Raw genomic sequence first — 17,058 nt, 5'->3', positions numbered from 1 at the left:
GAAAAAGCCCGCCGGGGAGGCGGGCTCATCGGGCGTCGGCCTCAAAGGCCGGGGGGCTTGGATTTCGACGCGTCGGGTCCGTCGCCGTCGCCGGCCGCGTCCTCGGGCCGCGTTTCGAACGCCCCCTGAAGCTGCTGGGCGAGCTTCATCAGCTCGTCCGGCATGTCCTCGTGGGCATAATCGTCGAACAATTGGCGCAATTCCTTACCGAGAAGATCCTGCCGCGCAGAAATATCCCGGCGATGAGGGGCCCGCATCGCGCTTCCCTCTTTCTGGTCTTGCGTCATGAGCCGGTCTGACCGCTGCTGTCGCATGAGATGTCTTCATTAGCTGGCGAAGGGGAGGACCCGGTCACATCCCGATCGCATCGCACCGGACGGTCGCCCAAAGGCGGAGACCAACGGTACAATGCGGTTGGGGAACGAACAAGATCACCCTCATTCGCGGTAGAGGCGGGATGCGGACGTGGAGCCCTCATCGTCTTCATCGTCCCATTTCTCATTATTTTGGACTTCGTTTGGACGCGCTGCGCCGCCTTGCATGGCGGCGTCGGCATCGCGCAACCGGCGCCGTTCGTCGTCCGCGCCGGGGCGGGGACGCTTATAGTCGCGCGGTGCAAGCGCAGGACCGAACTCGGGTTGATCATAGCCGTGCGGCGATGACAACTGGTTCCAGTCTTCGCGTCGTTTGGCCTCGTCGGCCTCTCGAGTTGTCGGCATGGGCGATGTCCTCCCCATCCAGCGAAACATAGTCGACCGTGAACGTCGCACCTCGGGATTGGTTCCGCGACTTCCGGGTCTCCCGCGAAAAAAAAAGCGGATGCGCACAAGGCGCCATTACCGCTCGTCGAAGGAGGAACTGGTGTGCCACGGGAGAGGTTCCACTTTCGTCGATACCATTGCGCACCGACGAGGAGATAGAGGACCGTGGGATACCAGAGGACAGCCTCGACCAGGCCTGCGTCGGGCCCCGCCGACCGCGACCGAAACAGGCCCGCCGTCGTGGTGTCGCGCGATCGTCTGCCGGCGCTGCGCTGGGGCCGGCGGGGACTGGAGCAGCAATGGCTGGTGACGTGCCGCACCGGCCCGTTCCTGCGCCTCGTGTGGGAATGGCACCCGCTGGACATCGCCGCGCCCCGTTAGGCCGTCCGCGAACGGCGCGGAACCGAAGCCGTCACCGCCAAGTTCTGAAAGCGAACCGCGAGCCGGAGAGAGCTCCCGCCTCTCGTGCCTGCGGCGCAGTCCGCAAGATCTTATGACCGGCCGCCTTACGGCCGGTCGAACCAGGAGTTACGCAGATGCTGGGTTGGGCTGTTACATTTCTCGTCGTGGCCTTGATCGCCGCCGTCCTCGGCTTTGGCGGAATCGCCGGGACAGCGATCGAGATCGCGAAGATCATCTTCTTCGTCGCCATCGCCTTGTTCCTCATCTCCGCCGTCATCGGCCTGATGCGCGGCCGCGGCCCCACGGTTCGATAGGCGGCAGGCTGCCCGCAGCGGGGCGCGTCCGATGGGGCGCACCCCGCTTTGGCGGGGGACAGCGCCGCCGCAAGCATGGCTTTTGCGGTGTCCGGGTCCTATCGTGACGGCGAACGGGGACCTCCATGCGTCGGCTGACCGTCGAACATAAGACGCTTTATCGCTATTCCGAGCCGGTGAGCTTCGGCCAGCATCGCCTGATGCTCCGGCCGCGCGACAGCCACGAATTGCGGCTCCACGAGGCGCGCCTGACCTTGTCGCCGTCCGGCGTGGTCCGCTACATCTACGACGTTTTCGGAAATTCCATCGCCTTGGTGGATTTTCACGCGCCCGCCAGCGAACTGCTGATCGAGAGCGTGCTCGATCTCGACAGTTATGCGACGCCGGACCTTCAGGCCCTCCTCGACCCGGCGGCCGCCACCTATCCCTTCGTTTATTCCAGCGAGGACCGGTTCGAGGCCTCGCAGATGTTTACTCGGCATCAGCAGGACGAGGGCGAGGTGAAGGCCTGGGTCGCCAATTTCATCGCGCCGGGCGAAACGATGGGCACGCTCGAACTCCTCCATCGCATCAATTCGGCGATCAAGGACGCGTTTTCCTACAATGCCCGCTTCGAGCTGGGCACCCAGACGCCGGCGCGGACCCTGGCGCTGAAGAGCGGCACATGCCGCGACTTCGCGCAGCTCTTCATCGAGGCGGTGCGGGAGCTGGGCTTTCCGGGCCGCTTCGTGACGGGCTATCTCTATACGCCGCATCTCGACGTCGCCCGCGACGCGGCCGGCGACTTCCGCGGGGCGGGCGCGACGCACGCTTGGGCGGAAGTGTATCTGCCGGGGGCCGGCTGGATCGCCTTCGACCCCACCAATGCGCTCGTCGGCACGGACCATCTGGTGCGCGTGGCGGTGGTGCGCGATCCACGCCAGGCCTCTCCCGTCGTCGGCACCTTTTCGGGGTCGCCCACGGCGTTTCTCGGCATGGACGTGGAGGTCTTCGTCTCGACCCGCGCCCCGGCCCCGCCTCTGGTTCCCGCAGAGCCCGCCTGTCAGGACCCGCCGGTGCCACAGACCGCCAAGGTCGAGAAGGCCCCCGCCTGAGGTTCAGGTCCGGATGGTGGGCCTTACGTGCAAAAAAAAGGGCGGATCACCGCGAGGAGATCCGCCGATAGTCAATCTGGAGGCGTCGATGACAATGACCGACGCATCCTGAACTCCGTCCCCCGCCCGCCGGTTCCCGATCCTCCGCTCAAACGAAAAGGGCGCCCGCGAAGGGCGCCCGTCATCGCTTGGTATCCCCCGCCGCGGGCGGCCTTATCAGGCCGGCCGTACGGCCCGCCTCAGGGGCAGGCGACGCGGAAGGAATTGCCATAGGCATCGCGGGCCCAGCAGGCCTTGGGCGTGGTGGCCGCGCCCACAATGGCGCCGGTCGCTCCGCCGAGCACGCCGCCAACCACCGCGCCACCGGCGGTGCCGGTCGCCGCGCCGCCGATCAGCGCACCCGCGCCGGCACCCAGCAGGCCGCCGCCGACCGCGCGGTCGGATTCCGAATACTGGCTGCATCCGCCCAGCACCAGGCCCGCCGCCACAACGATGATTGCCGCCTTCATTTTTCGCTCTCCATTTGATCCTGTTCCGGCAGCGCCGAACGCTTCCACCGATTAACGAAACACCTTCGCCAGCGGTCGGCGGAGGGCACCGCCCAGCGAGGCTCCACCGCTCCGGCGGGGCTCCTGCGCCGCCAAGCTAAGCACACATCCGACCAATAATCCTACCCCGATCGCCGCGAGGACCACCGTGCCGGGGTGGCGTGCGACCACTTCCTGCGTGCGCTGGGAGGCAGCGTCAAGCTCGCGCCATGCGACGTCGCGTCCCTTCCGCGCCGCCTCCAAGCCGGAGGCCGCCAGAGTGCCGGCATGGTGGCCGACATGGTGTCCGACATCCTCGGCCCGGTGCGCGAGCTGCGCGACGGCATCCTGCGCATAATGTCCCGCCCGGGCGCGCGGGCCGCGGGTGCTTTCCTCGGCCGCGCCGGCGAGCGCCTCACCAAGCAATGAAATGTCCGTGCGGAGCGCTTCGAGCCGGTGTGCGATCTCCCCACTCGAGCTGCGCGATCGGTGTCCGAACATGTTCTGTCTCCTAGGCCTGTGTCCTGCAACGCCCCGGGTTGGCCTTGGGTTCCGGCGGCGCGCGTGATCGCCGTCTGCGCATTTTTCGCGCGATTTTCCATCGTGGCTTTTTTTTGGTCTTTGTCTGGTGGAACCGCGAGCCGCGCCGTGACGTTCATCGGGTACATCTTAAAGTCTCACGGCCCGCTTCTTGATCCCGTCGGGCCGCACGATGGAGGTCGAAGGCCGAAATGACGCACCCCGTTCCGCCTGCTTTGCGAGAATTCGGCGCCGCGACCGGCGCAGGCGCAACGGCGCTTCTGGACACGCCGATCCACGAGGTCGAAGCCCTGCTCGATCCGTCGACCAATGCCTTTTTCTTCGACGTGGACGGCACATTGATCGATATCGCGCCGCACCCCGATGCGGTGGAGGTGCCGGCCTCGCTGATCCGCGACCTGACCGCTCTCTCCGAGGTGGCGAATGGGGCGATCGCCCTCGTGAGCGGGCGCGCGGCCGACGTGCTCGACCGGCTGTTCGCGCCGATGAGCCTCGCGCTCTCCGGCATCCACGGCGCCCAGATGCGTCGTGTTCCGGGCGCGGCTCTGGAGCAGCCGGGGGCGCCGCTCGATCCTGCGGTCCGCGCCGACCTTTCAGGCGTGGGCGACGCGCATTCCGGCGTTCTGGTCGAGGACAAGGGCGCCAGTGTCGCGCTGCATTACCGCAACGATCCGGCCTTGGGCCCGCGTCTCGAAGAGGAGATCGCCCGCATCGTGGCGCGCGATCCGCGCGGCCTCACGGTCCTGCCGGGACGCATGGTGTTCGAGGTCAAGCGGCGTGGCTACGACAAGGGGGCGGCGGTTCGCGCCTTCATGGACGCGCCGCCCTTCGCCGGCCGCATCCCGGTTTTCCTGGGCGACGACGTCACGGACGAAGCCGGTTTCGCCGCCGTGCGCGAAATGCACGGCATCGCCATTTCCGTCGGACGCCGACTTCCGGGTGCCGACGTCACCTTGCCCCATGCACAGGACGTGCGCGCGCTGGTCAAGCGCCTCGCCCGCTCTGCAGAACGGAGGGTCTGACCGTGTCGCGCCTGATCGTCGTTTCGAACCGAGTTGCCGTTCCCCAAGCGGGAGGCAAGGCGGCCGCGGGGGGGCTGGCTGTCGCCGTCAATGCCGCCTTGAAGGATCGCTCGGGGGTCTGGTTCGGCTGGAGCGGCCGCATCACCGAAGAGCCTTCCGATCGTCCCGTGGTCACCAACCGCAACCGTATCAAATATGCCGTCATCGACCTCAAGGAGGCCGATTTTCAGGAATATTACAACGGCTTCGCCAACCGCGTGCTGTGGCCGATCCTGCATTACCGGGTCGATCTCGCCGAGTTCCAGCGCGCCGATCTCTCCGGCTATGTCCGGGTCAACCGGCTGTTCGCGGAGCACGTCTCCAAAATCATCCAGCCCGACGACGTGATCTGGGTGCATGATTATCACATGATGCCGCTCGCCAAATATCTGCGCGAGCGCGGCCATGCGAACCGGATCGGCTTCTTTCTGCACATTCCCATGCCGCCGCCGGAACTGATCGCGGCGCTGCCGCGGCATGGCGAGATCCTGGGATCGCTGGCCCATTACGACCTCGTCGGGTTTCAGACGGAGAGCGACCGCGACAATTTCGGCCGGTATCTCTCGACCCGCGGCGGCCAGGCGGGGGCCGACCCCAATATTTTCGACATTGCCGGCCGGCAGGTGCGGATCGGCGCGTTCCCCGTCGGCATCGAGACGGAGGCGTTCGCACGCCGCGCCCGCCATGCCGGGCGCACCAATTATGTCCGCGGCTTTCGCCGCAGCCTTGCCGGCCGCAAGCTGATCATCGGCGTCGACCGGCTGGATTATTCCAAGGGCATACCGCACCGGCTGGAGGCCTATGAGGCGCTGCTGCGAACCTCGCCGGAATGGCAGGACCGCGTCACCTTCGCCCAGATCACGCCGAAGAGCCGGATCGAGGTGCCGGAATATATCGAGATGGACCGCTTCCTCTCGCACAAAGCGGGGCAGATCAACGGCACCTTTGGCGACGTCTCCTGGACGCCGCTGCGCTATGTCAACAAGACCTATTCGCGCTCGGCTCTCGCCGGCTTCTACCGGGCCGCGGACGTCGCCATGGTGACCCCGCTGCGCGACGGGATGAACCTCGTCGCCAAGGAATTCGCGGCAGCGCAGGACCCGGAAAATCCCGGTGTCCTGGTTCTCTCGCAGTTCGCCGGCGCGGCCGCCGAATTGTCGGGGGGCGCGCTGATGGTCAACCCGCACGAGACCGAAGGCATGGCGGCGGCGCTGAAGCGGGCGCTCGACATGCCTCTCGACGAGCGGCGCGAACGCCACGAGCGCATGATGGCGGTGCTTCTCCGTCAGGACATCGACCAGTGGGCCGAGAGCTTCATCGAGGCCCTCATGCCGCCGGCTGTCAAGCCCGTCACCGCGGCCATTCCTCTGCCGCGCCCGGTGCTTCAGGGCGTCGGCTACGGATCCGGCTGGCACGGCGTTCACGGGCCGGATCGGCTATAGAAGAGGCCGCGCGGGTCCCCGGCGGGACTTGCCTTTTTCTCTGCGTGGCGACAAGGCTGTCGGCGGGCGCCAGGCCGGTTCCCAGCGTCAACCGAACCCATCGTTCCGCCCGCATGATATCCGTGACACGCCCAGTGGACTCGCCCGCTGGAGCGACGTGCCCGTTCAACCGGCTCGATTATGCGCGGTCCTTGCGCCATGTCGGCGCTGCGCAGGCGCATCCGGTGCGGCCCCTGGTCCTGCTGCGTCGGCCGATCGGCACCACGGGCCGGCATGACGGCATCTCCCCCTGGCCGTATCTCTGGCTGGAGGATGGGGATGTCGATGCGCTGCGGTCGCATTTCGATGATCTGGTCGCCATTCCCGTCGTTGCCCAGCCGGGCTATGTGCCACCTGCGGGCGTCGATCACGTTCTGCTCAAGCACCATTTCGTCTATGATCCGGCCCTTCCCACGCCGCCCCTCAGTCCACGCGCGCATCGCCGGTTGGAGGCCTGCGCGCGGCGCGCCTGTTTCGAGCGGGTCGTCGACCGCGAGGCGCGGATGGCGATCGCCGGCCTCTATGCGGGCCTTGCCGCGCGCCGCGGATTGGTCGGGGGCTTCTTCGACATGGGCGCGGATCATTTCGCGGTCCTGGCCGACCTGACGGACAGCGTGTTCGTGCGCGTTCGGGCGGGAGAGCGTGTGGGCGCCATGGCGTGCGGCGTGGTGTTCGGCGGCATGCTGCAAATTCTCCATACCGTGCCGTCGCAGGACGGGCTGACCTGGAACGCGTCCTACCTCCTGATGCACGGGCTTCAAGCGATGGCCCGCGCGGAGGGGCTGCGGCTGTTCCTCGGCGGATTGCCGGACGGCGCCGCGGCAGGTCTCGACGTGTTCAAATCCCGCTGGACCAATGCCCGCGTCCCGGTCCACCTCATTCGCATCGTCAACGATCCGGCCGCCTATGCCGCGCTCGCCGGCACAGCGGCGACGCGCGGCTATTTTCCCGCCTATCGGGACCCGAAGCCGTGACCCGGGCGGAGCGGCTGCGCCAGACGCCCAAGACCTTCCTGATCTGGGCGCCGGACTACACCCATCGCAGTTCGGGGGTGCGCGCGCTCTATCGGCTCTGCCACCACCTCAATGTGCGCGGCTATCCCAGCGCCGTGCTGGCGCGGCCGGTGGTCCCGATGCCGGACTGGAATTGCCCGATCCACGAGGGCGACGCGGCGGACGCGATCGTCGTCTATCCGGAGATCGTTTCCGGCAATCCGTGCGGCGCCGGGCGCGTGGTCCGATGGGTGCTGAACACGCCCGGGCTTCTGGGCGGGGACACCGTCTATCCCGAAACCGAGATGGTGTTCGTCTACGATCCCCAGCGTTTGCCGGAAGCCTCGGCGGCCGCGGGACTGCCGCTCGGGACCGACCGCGTGCTGTGGCTGGGGCTGGTGGATCCCGACCATATCTATCCCGATCCCACGGTGCCGAAGACGCAGGATCTCAGCTTCACCTATAAGGGCGCGGCCCTGGCGGCGCGCTTCCCGCTGCCCGACGGCCGGGACCTGCCGCGGCTCGAGGATCTGACGCCGGACATGGCGGCGCTCGGCGATCAACTGCGCCGCACCCGGACGCTCTATTCCTACGACCATTACAGCAACGTGCTGCGCGAGGCGGCGATCTGCGGCTGCGACCTCCGGGTCGTCGATGCCGACGGGCGCTGGCACGATCCGCGCACCTGCGGCTGCGCGCGGAACATCATCTGGCACGCGGATCTCAGCGCGACCTATGGCGAGAGGTTCCGGTCGAGCGCATTCGTCGACCGCTTCATCCGCGAATTGCGCACGCGGTGGGACTTTCCGGGCGCCAGTCCGTGGTGGCAGGCGCTCCAGCCCTTCGCCTGATCCGGCCCGGCCCCGCGCCGGTCCGGACCTCGGCGCCGGTCAGAACACCAAAGCGGTGACCTTCGCGATCGCCGCTTTCATCGCGGCGTCGTCCTTTTCGGTCCAGGGGCGCGGACCGGTGACGTCGTGGGCGGAGACCCAGCCATAGACCCAGTCGCCCTTATAAACCGGGCCGACCATCTGCGACTTCGCCTTGAACACCTGCATGAGCTGCCACGGCGGATCGGCCTCGACCTTGGTCAGGTCCTCCTGCTTCAGGATCTGTCCGGTCTTGATGATCCACTGGATCGTGCCGGCGGCCCGGTGATTGACCGAGGCATCGTTCATCATGGTCGGCGCGCCGTGGCGCAGCACCTCGGCGCAGGGCGTGTCGGCCTGCCAGCCGCGCGCCGGATCGTCGGCGCGCAGCGTGCCGCGGCTGGCGCCGGTGGCGTCGAGCAGTTCATTGAGGATCGCCTCGATCTTGGCGATCAGGTCGGGATCCTGCGGAATGGGGGTGGGTGCAATGTCAGACACGGAAACTCCTTCGAGGGGGATCAATAGCCGAGCGCCCGGGGGAGGGCGGTGACCAAAGGCGGGAACAGCATGAGGGCGAACAGGAGCGCGTAGCCGAAGGCGATATAGGGCCACAGATGGCGCATGATCTCGCCCATCGAGACCCGCGCGACCCCGCACACCACGAACAGAATGATGCCGACCGGCGGGGTCAGGGAACCCAGAACCAGGTTGAACACGAACAGGAACGAGAAGTGCAGCGGGTCGAGCCCGTAGCTGACCGCGAGCGGGTGGAACAGCGGCACCAGCATGATGTAGGCGGCGTTGCTTTCGAGGAACATGCCGACCACGAACAGGATCAGCGCCACCAGAAGGTTGAACATCAGCGGATCGCTGGTGATGTCCCGCATCAGCCGGGTCAGCTTGATCGGCAGGAGGTCGATGGTCAGCAGGAAGGTGACGGCCGAGGCGAAGGCGATCAAAGCGCCGACGACCGCGGTGATGATGGCGGCGTGCAGGAGACAGGCCGGAATGTCGGAGAGCTTCAGCCGGCGGGTGACGAACAGGCCGATCAGCAGCGCATAGACCACCGCGATCGCGCCGCCCTCGGTGGCGGTGAAGGCGCCGGCGACGATCCCGCCGATCACAACGACCGGCATCAGCAGGATCGACCAAGAGCGCACCAGCTCGCGTGCCATCCGCTTCAGCGTCACCGGCTCGCCGGCGAGCGGATAATTGCGCTTCTGCGCGATCCAGCGCGTCAGCAGCATCATGCCGGCGGTGAGGATCAGGCCGGGCACCACGCCGGCCATGAACAAAGCCGCGACCGAGACCCCGCTGCCCGCCATATAGGCATAGACGATCATGGCATTGGAAGGCGGGATGATCGGACCGAGCAGCGCCGCCGCCGAGATCACGGCCGCCGAGAAGCCGATGCCATAGACCCGCGCGAGCTGGCGGGTGAGGACCGAGGCGAGGGCGCTCGCGTCCGCCACCGCCGCGCCCGAGACCGCCGCCATGCCGGCGCCGGCCAGGATCGTGACCTGGGCGAGGCCGCCGGCGATCCGGCCGACGAAGGCGTTGGCGAGTTCGATCAATCGCTCCGCCAGACCGCCGCGGATCATCAGTTCGCCGGCGATCATGAAGAACGGAATCGCCATCAGCGGGAAGGCGTTGACCGAATGCATCATGCGCTGGGGCAGCATGTTGAGATCGATATTGCCGGCCATCAGGACGCCGAGCGCGGCCGCCCCCAGCGCGAAGGCGAGCGGCATGCCGAGCACGGCGAGGCCGATGAACGCTGCGAAGATGGCGAGGCTCACGGCGCGGACTTTCGGTTCATTCGACCACCAGAGCGGGCGCGGCATAGGCGCCGCTGCCGGCGAGGGCCAGGAAATGCAGGACGCCATGGGCGCATCCGAACACCAGCGGGACCAGGAACAGGGCGACGCTGGCATCGAGCGTGGAGAGCGGCTCCTCCCACTGGTCGATGGCCAGCAGCGCGCCCTGATAGGCGACGACGGCGAGCAGGGCGGCGCACATCAGGCTGGTGAGGCGGAACAGGAGGCGGCGCGGCCGGTCCGACAGGCGGTCGGTCAGGAGGCTGACGCCGACATGGGCGGCCTTCGGGATGCCGAGCGGGAGCGCGAGGAACACCACCCAGACGAACAGCAGGCGGGAAATCTCGTCCGCCCAGTCGAACGACTGGCCGAGGCCGTAGCGCAGGGCGACCTGCGCCACGACCACGACCACCATGGCGCCGGTGACCGCGATCACCAGGACCTGGACCGCGCGGTCGAGCGCGGCGAGGGCGCGCCCCGCCGCCGCCGTCGCCCGATCCGGGCTCATTGGGCCTTCGCCTCCTTCAGCACCAGGTCGACCAGTTCCGGACCGGCGCGCTTCTTCACCTCGTCGACGATGCCGGAGGTGCGCTCCCGGAACACGGCGAGGGCCTCGGGGGTGAGGACGGTATATTCCATGCCCTTGGCCTGGAGCTCCTTGAGCGCCGCGGCCTGCTCGCCGGCCGAGGCGGCGCGCTGCGCCGTCACCGCGCCCTTCACCGCCGCGGTCAGGGCGGCCTTGTTGGCCGGGGAGAGGGCGTCGAACTGCTTCTTGTTCACCACCACGACGATGAAGTCGAAGAAGTGTCCGGTGTTCGAGAGGTATTTCTGGACCTCGAAATAGCGGTTCGCGGCGATGATCGAATAGGGGTTTTCCTGGCCGTCCACGACGCCCTGCTGGAGCGCCGAATAGAGCTCCTTCACGTCCATCGAGATCGGGCTCGCGCCGAGCGCGCGGAAGGTGGCGAGATGGGTCTCGTTCGGCTGCATGCGCAGCTTGAGGCCCTTCAGATCGTCCGCCGAGCTGATCGGACGCTTGGAATTGGTGACGTTGCGCAGGCCGAGTTCCATCCAGCCGAGCACCAGGAAGCCCTTGTCGGCCATCTTCTCGTTCAGCTTGTCGCCGACCGGTCCGTCGATCACCCGGAAGGCGGTCGCGCTGTCGTTGAACACGAAGGGCAGGCTGACGGCCTCGATCTCGGGCACCAGGCGGGAGAGGAAGCCGGGCCCGATCCAGGTGCCGAAGATGGTGCCGGCGCGCACCGCGTCGACATTTTCGCGCGCGCTGCCGAGCTGCATGCCGGGGAAGAGATCGGCCTCCAGCGCGCCGTTGGTGCGCTGCTTGAGGTCGGCCGCGAAGCCTTCCATCGCCTTGCTGGAGGAATGGGCGGCGGCGAAATTGCCGGCGATGCGGAGAGTCTCGGCGCTGGCGGCGCCGAGGGGGGCGGCGAGGAGGGCGGCCGCGAGCGCGACGGCGCCGGCGGCTTTGAGCGACGGGAATGCGGACACGGCCTTGCTCCCAGTTTGCATACGATTTCGGTGGGATCCGAATTGCAAAGGCAGTGCCAAGTCCCGGCTCATCTTCCGGGTTAAAAACCTATTTTATTGAAAATAAACAAAAAATTATATGGCCAGTGCATGTAGGATACAATTTCATACTTAGATCGTATACCATCTTGCTTAAGCATCGGGCATTTCGCCCATCGGATGCGCATCCGATGGGCGCGTGCCGCCCCTTTGCCGCGCAGCGGGGGGGCGCGATGCCGGCCGTCTCAGGACCCGGGGGTCGCGACCAGCGCCTGTGCAGCCGCGAGCAGCCGCGCATCCTCGCCGCGCGCGGCGAGGAGCGAGAGACCGACCGGGCAGCCCTCCAGCGTGCCGAGCGGCAGGGAGATTTGCGGCAGGCCGGAATGGCCTGCGGGGCAGAGAAGCTCCAGCGCCCGCGCCCGGAACACCTCGAGAGCCGGGCCGGACGTGTTGCGCAGCGGCGCGATGCCGGGCGCGGTGGGAAGGATCAGCAGTGTCCCGGCGGACATCAGCGCGTCCATCCGCGCGCGGATCCGGCCACGCAGCGCGATCGCCTCGGCCACTTCGGCCGGATCGAGCACCGCCGCCGCGGCGAAGCGCTCGCGCACGCCGGGGCCGAAATCCGGCTTCACCCGCTCGGCCCAGGCGCCGTGCGCGGCCCAGGCCTCGCTCGACTGGATCACCCGGAATGCATTGCGCCAGGCCGGCAGTTCGCCGCCGGCGACATCGACCGGCTCCGCGTCGCCCCAGAGTGCGGCGATCTTCGCCAGAGCCGGGGCCAGCGCCGCGGCGACGTCCGGACCGGCGGCCGCGAACAGATCATCCGCCTGCAGCAGGCGGGTCGGCGCCGACGGGTCCGGCGCATCTCCGAGCAGCACCGCGCCCACGGCCGCGAACAGGTCCGGATCGCGGGCGAACCAGCCGACCGTGTCGTAGGACGGCGCCAAAGGTACCGCGCCGCCGATCGGGATCCGGCCATGGGTCGGGCGCATGCCGAGAATGCCGCAATAGCTCGCCGGCAGCCGGACCGAGCCGCCGGTGTCGGAGCCGATGGCGAAGTCCACCAGCCCGCCCGCGGTCGCGGCGGCCGAGCCCGAGGAGGAGCCGCCGGGGATCCGCCCCGGCGCGGCGGGATTGATCGGGGTGCCGTAATGGTGGTTCTCGCCGTTGAGGCTCCAGGCCATTTCGTCGGTGTGGGTCTTGCCGACGAGCCGCGCCCCGGCGGCGAGCAGAAGATCGAGCACCGGCGCATTGGCCTGCGGCACGTCGTGGCTCGCGAGCCAGTCCGGGCTGCCGGCGGCGGTCGGCACGCCCGCCACGTCGAAAAAGTCCTTCAGCGCGAAGCTGCGGCCCGACAGCGGTCCGTCTCCGGTCGGGTCGCGGTCGATGTGGCCGTGGGCGACGAAGGCGTCGAGGGTATCTGTTACGGGCATGGCTGGCCTTCTCTGTCTGGAACCGCGGGCGTCTTCGGGAATCGCAGGTGCTCCCGTCTAAAGCCTCGATCCGTCTGGGTTCAATCTTCGGGTGGGAAATGCGCCGGCGGCGCGCCCAGCGCCGCCAGCCCCGCCGGTTTCCCGGCGGGGGGAGGGATGCGGGAGCGGACGGCACGCCGGCGAGGCATGCCAGGGGTAATCTTCGACGTCGGAGCCTGCGCTCCGTCCGCTCCCGCGCGGGGATTTATGGCGTGTCGGCTGCGCCGCGTGGGTGATCGGTTCTCCCATCGGGACCGGACGAACCACTCCCGGATCGGTGCGCAGTCCCCTTCGGCCTCCTTTCTAACTGAACGGGGTGCGTTGTCCCCGTCCCGTCGGACACCCGCTGCCCCGCACCACCCGTCAGGCCGCTCCGGACGCGCCCCTCCTTGGTGCGAGGTGAAGCCACCATAGCAGGATCCGAAGATGAAAGGAATATAGTCAGTAGGATTTTTTTCATCCATTCCGTCGGAAGGCCGCCGGGCGGCCGGACCTTCGGCCGTCACGCCGGCGCGTGCAGGGTCGGGGCGGGGCGCGTCACCGTGCGCCGGCCGGCCTTGACCGCCAGGAGCACGGGGGCGAGTTCGGCGACCGCCTGCGGTCGGCTCTCGCACTCCAGCACGACGAGATCCGCCGGCTTGCCGACCTCGATGCCGTAATCCTTGAGATTCATCAGCCGGGCCGACGAGGTGCTGACCATGTCCAGGCAGTCCGCCATGCCGGCGGGCGCGCCGATCTGGGCGATATTGGCGTAGAGATTGGCGATCCGCACCGTCGAGCAGTCGCCGAACGGAGTGAAGGGGTTCAGCACATTGTTGGTCGAGAGCGAGGTGATCACCCCGATCTCCTTGAGCTTGTGGGCGAGCGCCACGCCGCGCGGCACGTTGTGATCGAATTCGCGGCCGATCAGGAACAGATCGGTCGAGGGCAAAGCGGTGACCGCCACCCCGGCCTCGGCGAGGCGCCGGCCCAGCTCGAGCAGACGCGGCTCCGGCACCGCCGAGAGCTTGGTGACATGGCCGATCGCGACGCGCCCGCTCCATCCCGTCGCCTCGGCGAGCCGGCACACCTCGAACAGATCGAGATGCGAGGGATCGAGGCCGAAATCGAGATGGAAGTCGATGTCCACGTCGAACCGTTTGGCCAGCGCGAAGATGCGGGCGATCTGGCCGTGGCTGTCCTTGTCCATATAAGGCGCGCCGCCCACCACGTCCGCGCCGCTTTCCAGCGCCGCCACCATCACGTCCTCGCAGCCGGGATCGTCCAGCAGGCCTTCCTGCGGGAACACGCAGAGCCTCAGGTCGATCGCCCAGCTATAGGCCTGTTTCAGTTCGAGCAGGGCGGTGAGCGAGGTCAGGCCGATGCGGGGATCGACCTCGACATGGGTGCGCATGCGCTGGGTGCCCTGGACGATGGCCTTTTCCAGCGTCCGAGTGGCGCGCGCCCGGACGTCGTCGACGGTGAAGCCCTTCTTCGCCGCCGCCACCGCGGCGATCGCTTCGTCAAGCGTGCCCTTCTCGCACTGGCAGCGGCCGAGCAGGCAGGATTTGTCGAGATGGATGTGGGTCTCGCAGAAGCCCGGCACGACGAGCCGGCCGCCGAGATCCTCGGATGGGGCGTCGGCTTCCAGCGTTACCTCGATGGCGGCGAAGCGGCCGTCCTTGATGCCGATGTCGCACGTCTCGGCTTCGCGTCCGGCGATGCGGGCATTGCGGAAAATATGGTCGAGGCTCATGGGGATACTCCAGAAACGCTATTGGGCGGCGGGACGGGCGCCGAGATAGGCGGCTTCGAGCGTGGCGTCGCCGGCGAGGTCCGCGGCGCTGCCGGCCTGCACCACGCGGCCGGATTCGAGGACATAAGCGCGGTCCGCCACGGTGAGGGCGAGCGCCGCCATCTGGTCGACGAGGAGGATGGTGACGCCCTCCGCGCGCAGTTCGGCGAGCACGTCGAACACTTCGTTGATGATGGCCGGCGCGAGCCCCAGAGACGGCTCGTCGAGAAGCAGGATCTGCGGCTTCGCCATCAGGCCGCGGGCGAGCGCCAGCATCTGCTGCTCGCCGCCGGAGAGCAGCCCGGCGCGGCTCGAAAGCCGCTCCGCGAGGCGCGGAAAGCGGCGCAGCAGGACGTCCAGCTCGGCGGCGAAGGCGGCGGCGTCGGGCCGCTCCGCGCGGGCCGAGGCGCCGAGCCGGATATTGTCGCGCACCGTGAGCTCGGGGAAGACCTGGCGGCCCTCCGGCACCAGAGCAAGGCCCAGCCGGGCGATGCGGTGGGCGGGAAGGCCGGAGACCGGCGCGTCGCGCAGCACGATCTCGCCCGAAACCGGGCGCAGCAGGCCGCTCACCGCTTTCATGGCGGTCGACTTGCCCGCGCCGTTGGCGCCGAGCAGCGCGACCAGTTCGCCCGGACGCACGGCGATCTCGACATTCTCCAGCACCGGGGCGGCGCCGTAGCCGGCGGACAGGCGCAGGGTCGCGAGCACCGGGTCGGCCGGGCCGCTCCAGGGCACCGCGCGGCGCCGCGCGCGGGTCTCCGTGCCGCCGAGATAGGCCGCGACCACCTTGGGATCGGCGCGCACCGCGTCGGGCGTCCCGGCGGCGATCGGGCGGCCGGCATCGAGCACGACGACATGGTCGGAAATGCCCATGACCATGGCCATGTCGTGCTCGACCAGGATCACCGCGATGCCGGTCTCCGCGATCCGCCGCAGCAGGGCGCCGAGCGCGTCCTTGTCGGCGCGCATGAGTCCGGCGGCGGGCTCGTCGAGCAGCAGCACGCGCGGCCGGGTGGCGAGAGCGCGGGCGATCTCCACCAGCCGCCGGTCGACATGCGGCAGGTCGTCGGCGCGGGCGGCGACCGGGCCGCCATAGCCGACAAAGGCGAGCAGCGCCTCCGCCAAAGCGGGATCGGCCCCGGCGATGCGGACATTGTCCCGCACCGAGAGCGTGCCGAACAATTGGGTGGTCTGGTAGGTGCGGGCGATGCCGGCGCGGGCCACCTTGTAGGCCGGGGCGCCGGCGAGCTCCGCGCCGGCGAGGCGGATCGTGCCGGCGTCCGGCTTATAGAAGCCGCCGATCATGTTGAGGACGGTGGTCTTGCCCGCGCCGTTCGGGCCGATGACGGAGGTCACGGCGCCCGGCTGCGCGGTGAACGCCACGTCGGACGCCGCCTTCACCCCGCCGAAGGCGATGCCGAGGCCGGCGACGGCGAGCGGCGAGGGGGCGGCGGGCCGCAGCGCCGCCGCGACATCGATCCCGCCGGCCTGCGCCGGCCGCGGGTCCTGCCGCATCAGCCGCCGCGCCAGGCCGACAATGCCCTCCGGCGCGATCCACAGCACCACCAGAAGCAGGCCGCCGAACACCAGCAGCCGGTATTCGGCGAAATCCGAGAGCAGCTCCGGCAGGCCGACCACGACCAGCGCCCCGAAGACCGGTCCGAGCACCGAGCCGGCGCCGCCGACCACCACCGCGAACAGGAACAGGATGGATTGCGAGAACGGGAAGGAGCCGGGGCTGATGAACATCATGAGCGGCGCGAACACCGCTCCCGCGAGCCCGGCCAAAGCCGCCGACAAAGCGAAGGCCAGGGTCTTCAGGCCGACCGGGTTCAGCCCGACCGACTGGGCCGCGATCTCGCTGTCGCGGACCGCCCGCATCGCCCGTCCGAGCCGGCTCTCCGACAAGCCCCAGAAGCCGAGCAGGGCGAGGGTCGCGAGCAGGATGGCGAGCAGCGCCATTTCGCGCTCGGCGAACAGGATCGGACCCAGCGTCGGCGGCAGGATCCCCATCAGGCCGTTGGCGCCGCCGGTCACGTCGCGCCATTCGATCAGCCCGTGTTCGACGATGAAGGCGAAGGCGATGGTGACCATGGCGAGATAGGGCCCGCTCACCCGCAGCGCCGGCAGTGCGAGCAGCGCGCCGATCGCCCCCGCCACCAGCACCGCCAGCGGCAGCGCGGCGAAAAAGTCCCAGCCCTTCAGGATCAGGATGCCGGAGACATAGGCGCCGATGGCGTAGAAGCCGACATGGCCGAGCGAGACCTGGCCGGCGAGGCCGAGCAGGATGTTGAGCCCCACCCCGACGATCGCGGTCAGCGCCACCAGAGCGATGACGAACAGCGTGTAGCTCTCCGCCTGGAAGGCATAGGCGGCGACCAGCGCGGCGCCGGCGAGGATCGAAGCGGGCAGAGCGAAGCGGCCCAT

General features: G+C 68.6%; 18 protein-coding genes. 8 read left to right on the top strand and 10 right to left on the bottom strand.

The genetic code is table 11. The annotated features are described in order from the left end of the window. Nucleotides 1-41 precede the first annotated feature (41 nt). Together EDC64_RS13610 and EDC64_RS13605 are read right to left on the bottom strand one after the other, a co-directional pair. Nucleotides 42-257: a NepR family anti-sigma factor gene (locus EDC64_RS13610; protein ID WP_132032203.1), complete on the bottom strand. Its 216-nt coding sequence runs from the start codon at nt 255-257 to the stop codon at nt 42-44. 180 nt (nt 258-437) lie between these two features. Beyond that, nucleotides 438-719, bottom strand: a complete 282-nt coding sequence (locus EDC64_RS13605) for a hypothetical protein (protein ID WP_132032201.1) — start codon at nt 717-719, stop codon at nt 438-440. A gap of 282 nt (nt 720-1,001) precedes the next feature. Between EDC64_RS13605 and EDC64_RS23575 the strand changes: the two genes are divergently transcribed. The 3 genes from EDC64_RS23575 to EDC64_RS13595 all read left to right on the top strand — a co-directional run bounded on the left by EDC64_RS23575 (nt 1,002) and on the right by EDC64_RS13595 (nt 2,571). After that, on the top strand, nt 1,002-1,142 hold the full coding sequence (locus tag EDC64_RS23575; protein ID WP_165933766.1) for a hypothetical protein: 141 nt from the start codon (nt 1,002-1,004) through the stop codon (nt 1,140-1,142). 155 nt (nt 1,143-1,297) lie between these two features. Beyond that, the gene (locus tag EDC64_RS13600) at nt 1,298-1,477 is read left to right on the top strand and encodes a DUF1328 domain-containing protein (RefSeq protein WP_132032199.1); all 180 of its coding nucleotides are present in this window, start codon (nt 1,298-1,300) and stop codon (nt 1,475-1,477) included. A gap of 125 nt (nt 1,478-1,602) precedes the next feature. Then, on the top strand, nt 1,603-2,571 hold the full coding sequence (locus tag EDC64_RS13595) for a transglutaminase family protein (protein ID WP_132032197.1): 969 nt from the start codon (nt 1,603-1,605) through the stop codon (nt 2,569-2,571). Between the two features lie 239 nt (nt 2,572-2,810). Here the strand turns inward: EDC64_RS13595 and EDC64_RS13590 are convergent, their stop codons facing one another. Next, nucleotides 2,811-3,080 (bottom strand): bacteriocin, encoded by a 270-nt coding sequence (locus EDC64_RS13590; RefSeq protein WP_132032195.1) that lies wholly within the window; start codon nt 3,078-3,080, stop codon nt 2,811-2,813. A 306-nt stretch (nt 3,081-3,386) separates the two neighbouring features. Here EDC64_RS13590 and EDC64_RS23570 point away from each other — a divergent pair, with 306 nt between their 5' ends. The 5 genes from EDC64_RS23570 to EDC64_RS13570 all read left to right on the top strand — a co-directional run bounded on the left by EDC64_RS23570 (nt 3,387) and on the right by EDC64_RS13570 (nt 8,023). Further along, nucleotides 3,387-3,527, top strand: a complete 141-nt coding sequence (locus EDC64_RS23570; protein WP_165933765.1) for a hypothetical protein — start codon at nt 3,387-3,389, stop codon at nt 3,525-3,527. 302 nt (nt 3,528-3,829) lie between these two features. After that, the gene (gene otsB, locus EDC64_RS13585) at nt 3,830-4,660 is read left to right on the top strand and encodes a trehalose-phosphatase (protein ID WP_132032193.1); all 831 of its coding nucleotides are present in this window, start codon (nt 3,830-3,832) and stop codon (nt 4,658-4,660) included. A 2-nt stretch (nt 4,661-4,662) separates the two neighbouring features. Beyond that, nucleotides 4,663-6,141, top strand: a complete 1,479-nt coding sequence (gene otsA, locus EDC64_RS13580; RefSeq protein WP_132032191.1) for an alpha,alpha-trehalose-phosphate synthase (UDP-forming) — start codon at nt 4,663-4,665, stop codon at nt 6,139-6,141. A gap of 134 nt (nt 6,142-6,275) precedes the next feature. Then, the gene (locus tag EDC64_RS13575) at nt 6,276-7,154 is read left to right on the top strand and encodes a hypothetical protein (RefSeq protein ID WP_132032189.1); all 879 of its coding nucleotides are present in this window, start codon (nt 6,276-6,278) and stop codon (nt 7,152-7,154) included. After that, nucleotides 7,151-8,023, top strand: a complete 873-nt coding sequence (locus EDC64_RS13570; protein WP_132032187.1) for a hypothetical protein — start codon at nt 7,151-7,153, stop codon at nt 8,021-8,023. Before EDC64_RS13575 ends, EDC64_RS13570 begins: the two co-directional genes overlap by 4 nt. A 39-nt stretch (nt 8,024-8,062) precedes the next feature. Here EDC64_RS13570 and EDC64_RS13565 read toward each other — a convergent pair whose 3' ends face one another. The 7 genes from EDC64_RS13565 to EDC64_RS13535 form a co-directional block, all read right to left on the bottom strand. Continuing rightward, a complete protein-coding gene (locus EDC64_RS13565; RefSeq protein ID WP_132032185.1) occupies nt 8,063-8,539 on the bottom strand; it encodes a GAF domain-containing protein in 477 nt (158 codons plus the stop codon). 20 nt (nt 8,540-8,559) lie between these two features. Continuing rightward, nucleotides 8,560-9,840: a TRAP transporter large permease gene (locus EDC64_RS13560; protein ID WP_132032183.1), complete on the bottom strand. Its 1,281-nt coding sequence runs from the start codon at nt 9,838-9,840 to the stop codon at nt 8,560-8,562. 16 nt (nt 9,841-9,856) lie between these two features. Beyond that, the gene (locus EDC64_RS13555) at nt 9,857-10,366 is read right to left on the bottom strand and encodes a TRAP transporter small permease (RefSeq protein ID WP_132032181.1); all 510 of its coding nucleotides are present in this window, start codon (nt 10,364-10,366) and stop codon (nt 9,857-9,859) included. Continuing rightward, nucleotides 10,363-11,367, bottom strand: coding sequence for a TRAP transporter substrate-binding protein (locus EDC64_RS13550; RefSeq protein ID WP_245504695.1), 1,005 nt, complete (start codon nt 11,365-11,367; stop codon nt 10,363-10,365). Before EDC64_RS13550 ends, EDC64_RS13555 begins: the two co-directional genes overlap by 4 nt. 263 nt (nt 11,368-11,630) lie before the next feature. Beyond that, on the bottom strand, nt 11,631-12,818 hold the full coding sequence (locus EDC64_RS13545) for an amidase (protein WP_132032177.1): 1,188 nt from the start codon (nt 12,816-12,818) through the stop codon (nt 11,631-11,633). A gap of 541 nt (nt 12,819-13,359) precedes the next feature. Beyond that, nucleotides 13,360-14,592: an amidohydrolase family protein gene (locus tag EDC64_RS13540; RefSeq protein WP_132032175.1), complete on the bottom strand. Its 1,233-nt coding sequence runs from the start codon at nt 14,590-14,592 to the stop codon at nt 13,360-13,362. 18 nt (nt 14,593-14,610) lie between these two features. Next, on the bottom strand, nt 14,611-17,058 hold the full coding sequence (locus tag EDC64_RS13535) for a branched-chain amino acid ABC transporter ATP-binding protein/permease (RefSeq protein WP_132032173.1): 2,448 nt from the start codon (nt 17,056-17,058) through the stop codon (nt 14,611-14,613).

It is taken from the genome of Aquabacter spiritensis (assembly GCF_004346185.1).
Classification (GTDB): Bacteria; Pseudomonadota; Alphaproteobacteria; order Rhizobiales; family Xanthobacteraceae; genus Aquabacter; species Aquabacter spiritensis.
This window is presented reverse-complemented; position numbering and strand designations above follow the sequence as displayed.

Bases quoted from the DNA above. Each gene is read 5' to 3' on its own strand.
- EDC64_RS13610 (WP_132032203.1), bottom strand. From the start codon at position 257: ATGCGGGCCCCTCATCGCCGGGATATTTCTGCGCGGCAGGATCTTCTC.
- EDC64_RS13605 (WP_132032201.1), bottom strand. From the start codon at position 719: ATGCCGACAACTCGAGAGGCCGACGAGGCCAAACGACGCGAAGACTGG.
- EDC64_RS13600 (WP_132032199.1), top strand. From the start codon at position 1,298: ATGCTGGGTTGGGCTGTTACATTTCTCGTCGTGGCCTTGATCGCCGCC.
- EDC64_RS13595 (WP_132032197.1), top strand. From the start codon at position 1,603: ATGCGTCGGCTGACCGTCGAACATAAGACGCTTTATCGCTATTCCGAG.
- EDC64_RS13590 (WP_132032195.1), bottom strand. From the start codon at position 3,080: ATGAAGGCGGCAATCATCGTTGTGGCGGCGGGCCTGGTGCTGGGCGGA.
- EDC64_RS23570 (WP_165933765.1), top strand. From the start codon at position 3,387: ATGGTGGCCGACATGGTGTCCGACATCCTCGGCCCGGTGCGCGAGCTG.
- otsB (WP_132032193.1), top strand. From the start codon at position 3,830: ATGACGCACCCCGTTCCGCCTGCTTTGCGAGAATTCGGCGCCGCGACC.
- EDC64_RS13555 (WP_132032181.1), bottom strand. From the start codon at position 10,366: ATGAGCCCGGATCGGGCGACGGCGGCGGCGGGGCGCGCCCTCGCCGCG.
- EDC64_RS13545 (WP_132032177.1), bottom strand. From the start codon at position 12,818: ATGCCCGTAACAGATACCCTCGACGCCTTCGTCGCCCACGGCCACATC.
- EDC64_RS13540 (WP_132032175.1), bottom strand. From the start codon at position 14,592: ATGAGCCTCGACCATATTTTCCGCAATGCCCGCATCGCCGGACGCGAA.
- EDC64_RS13535 (WP_132032173.1), bottom strand. From the start codon at position 17,058: ATGGGCCGCTTCGCTCTGCCCGCTTCGATCCTCGCCGGCGCCGCGCTG.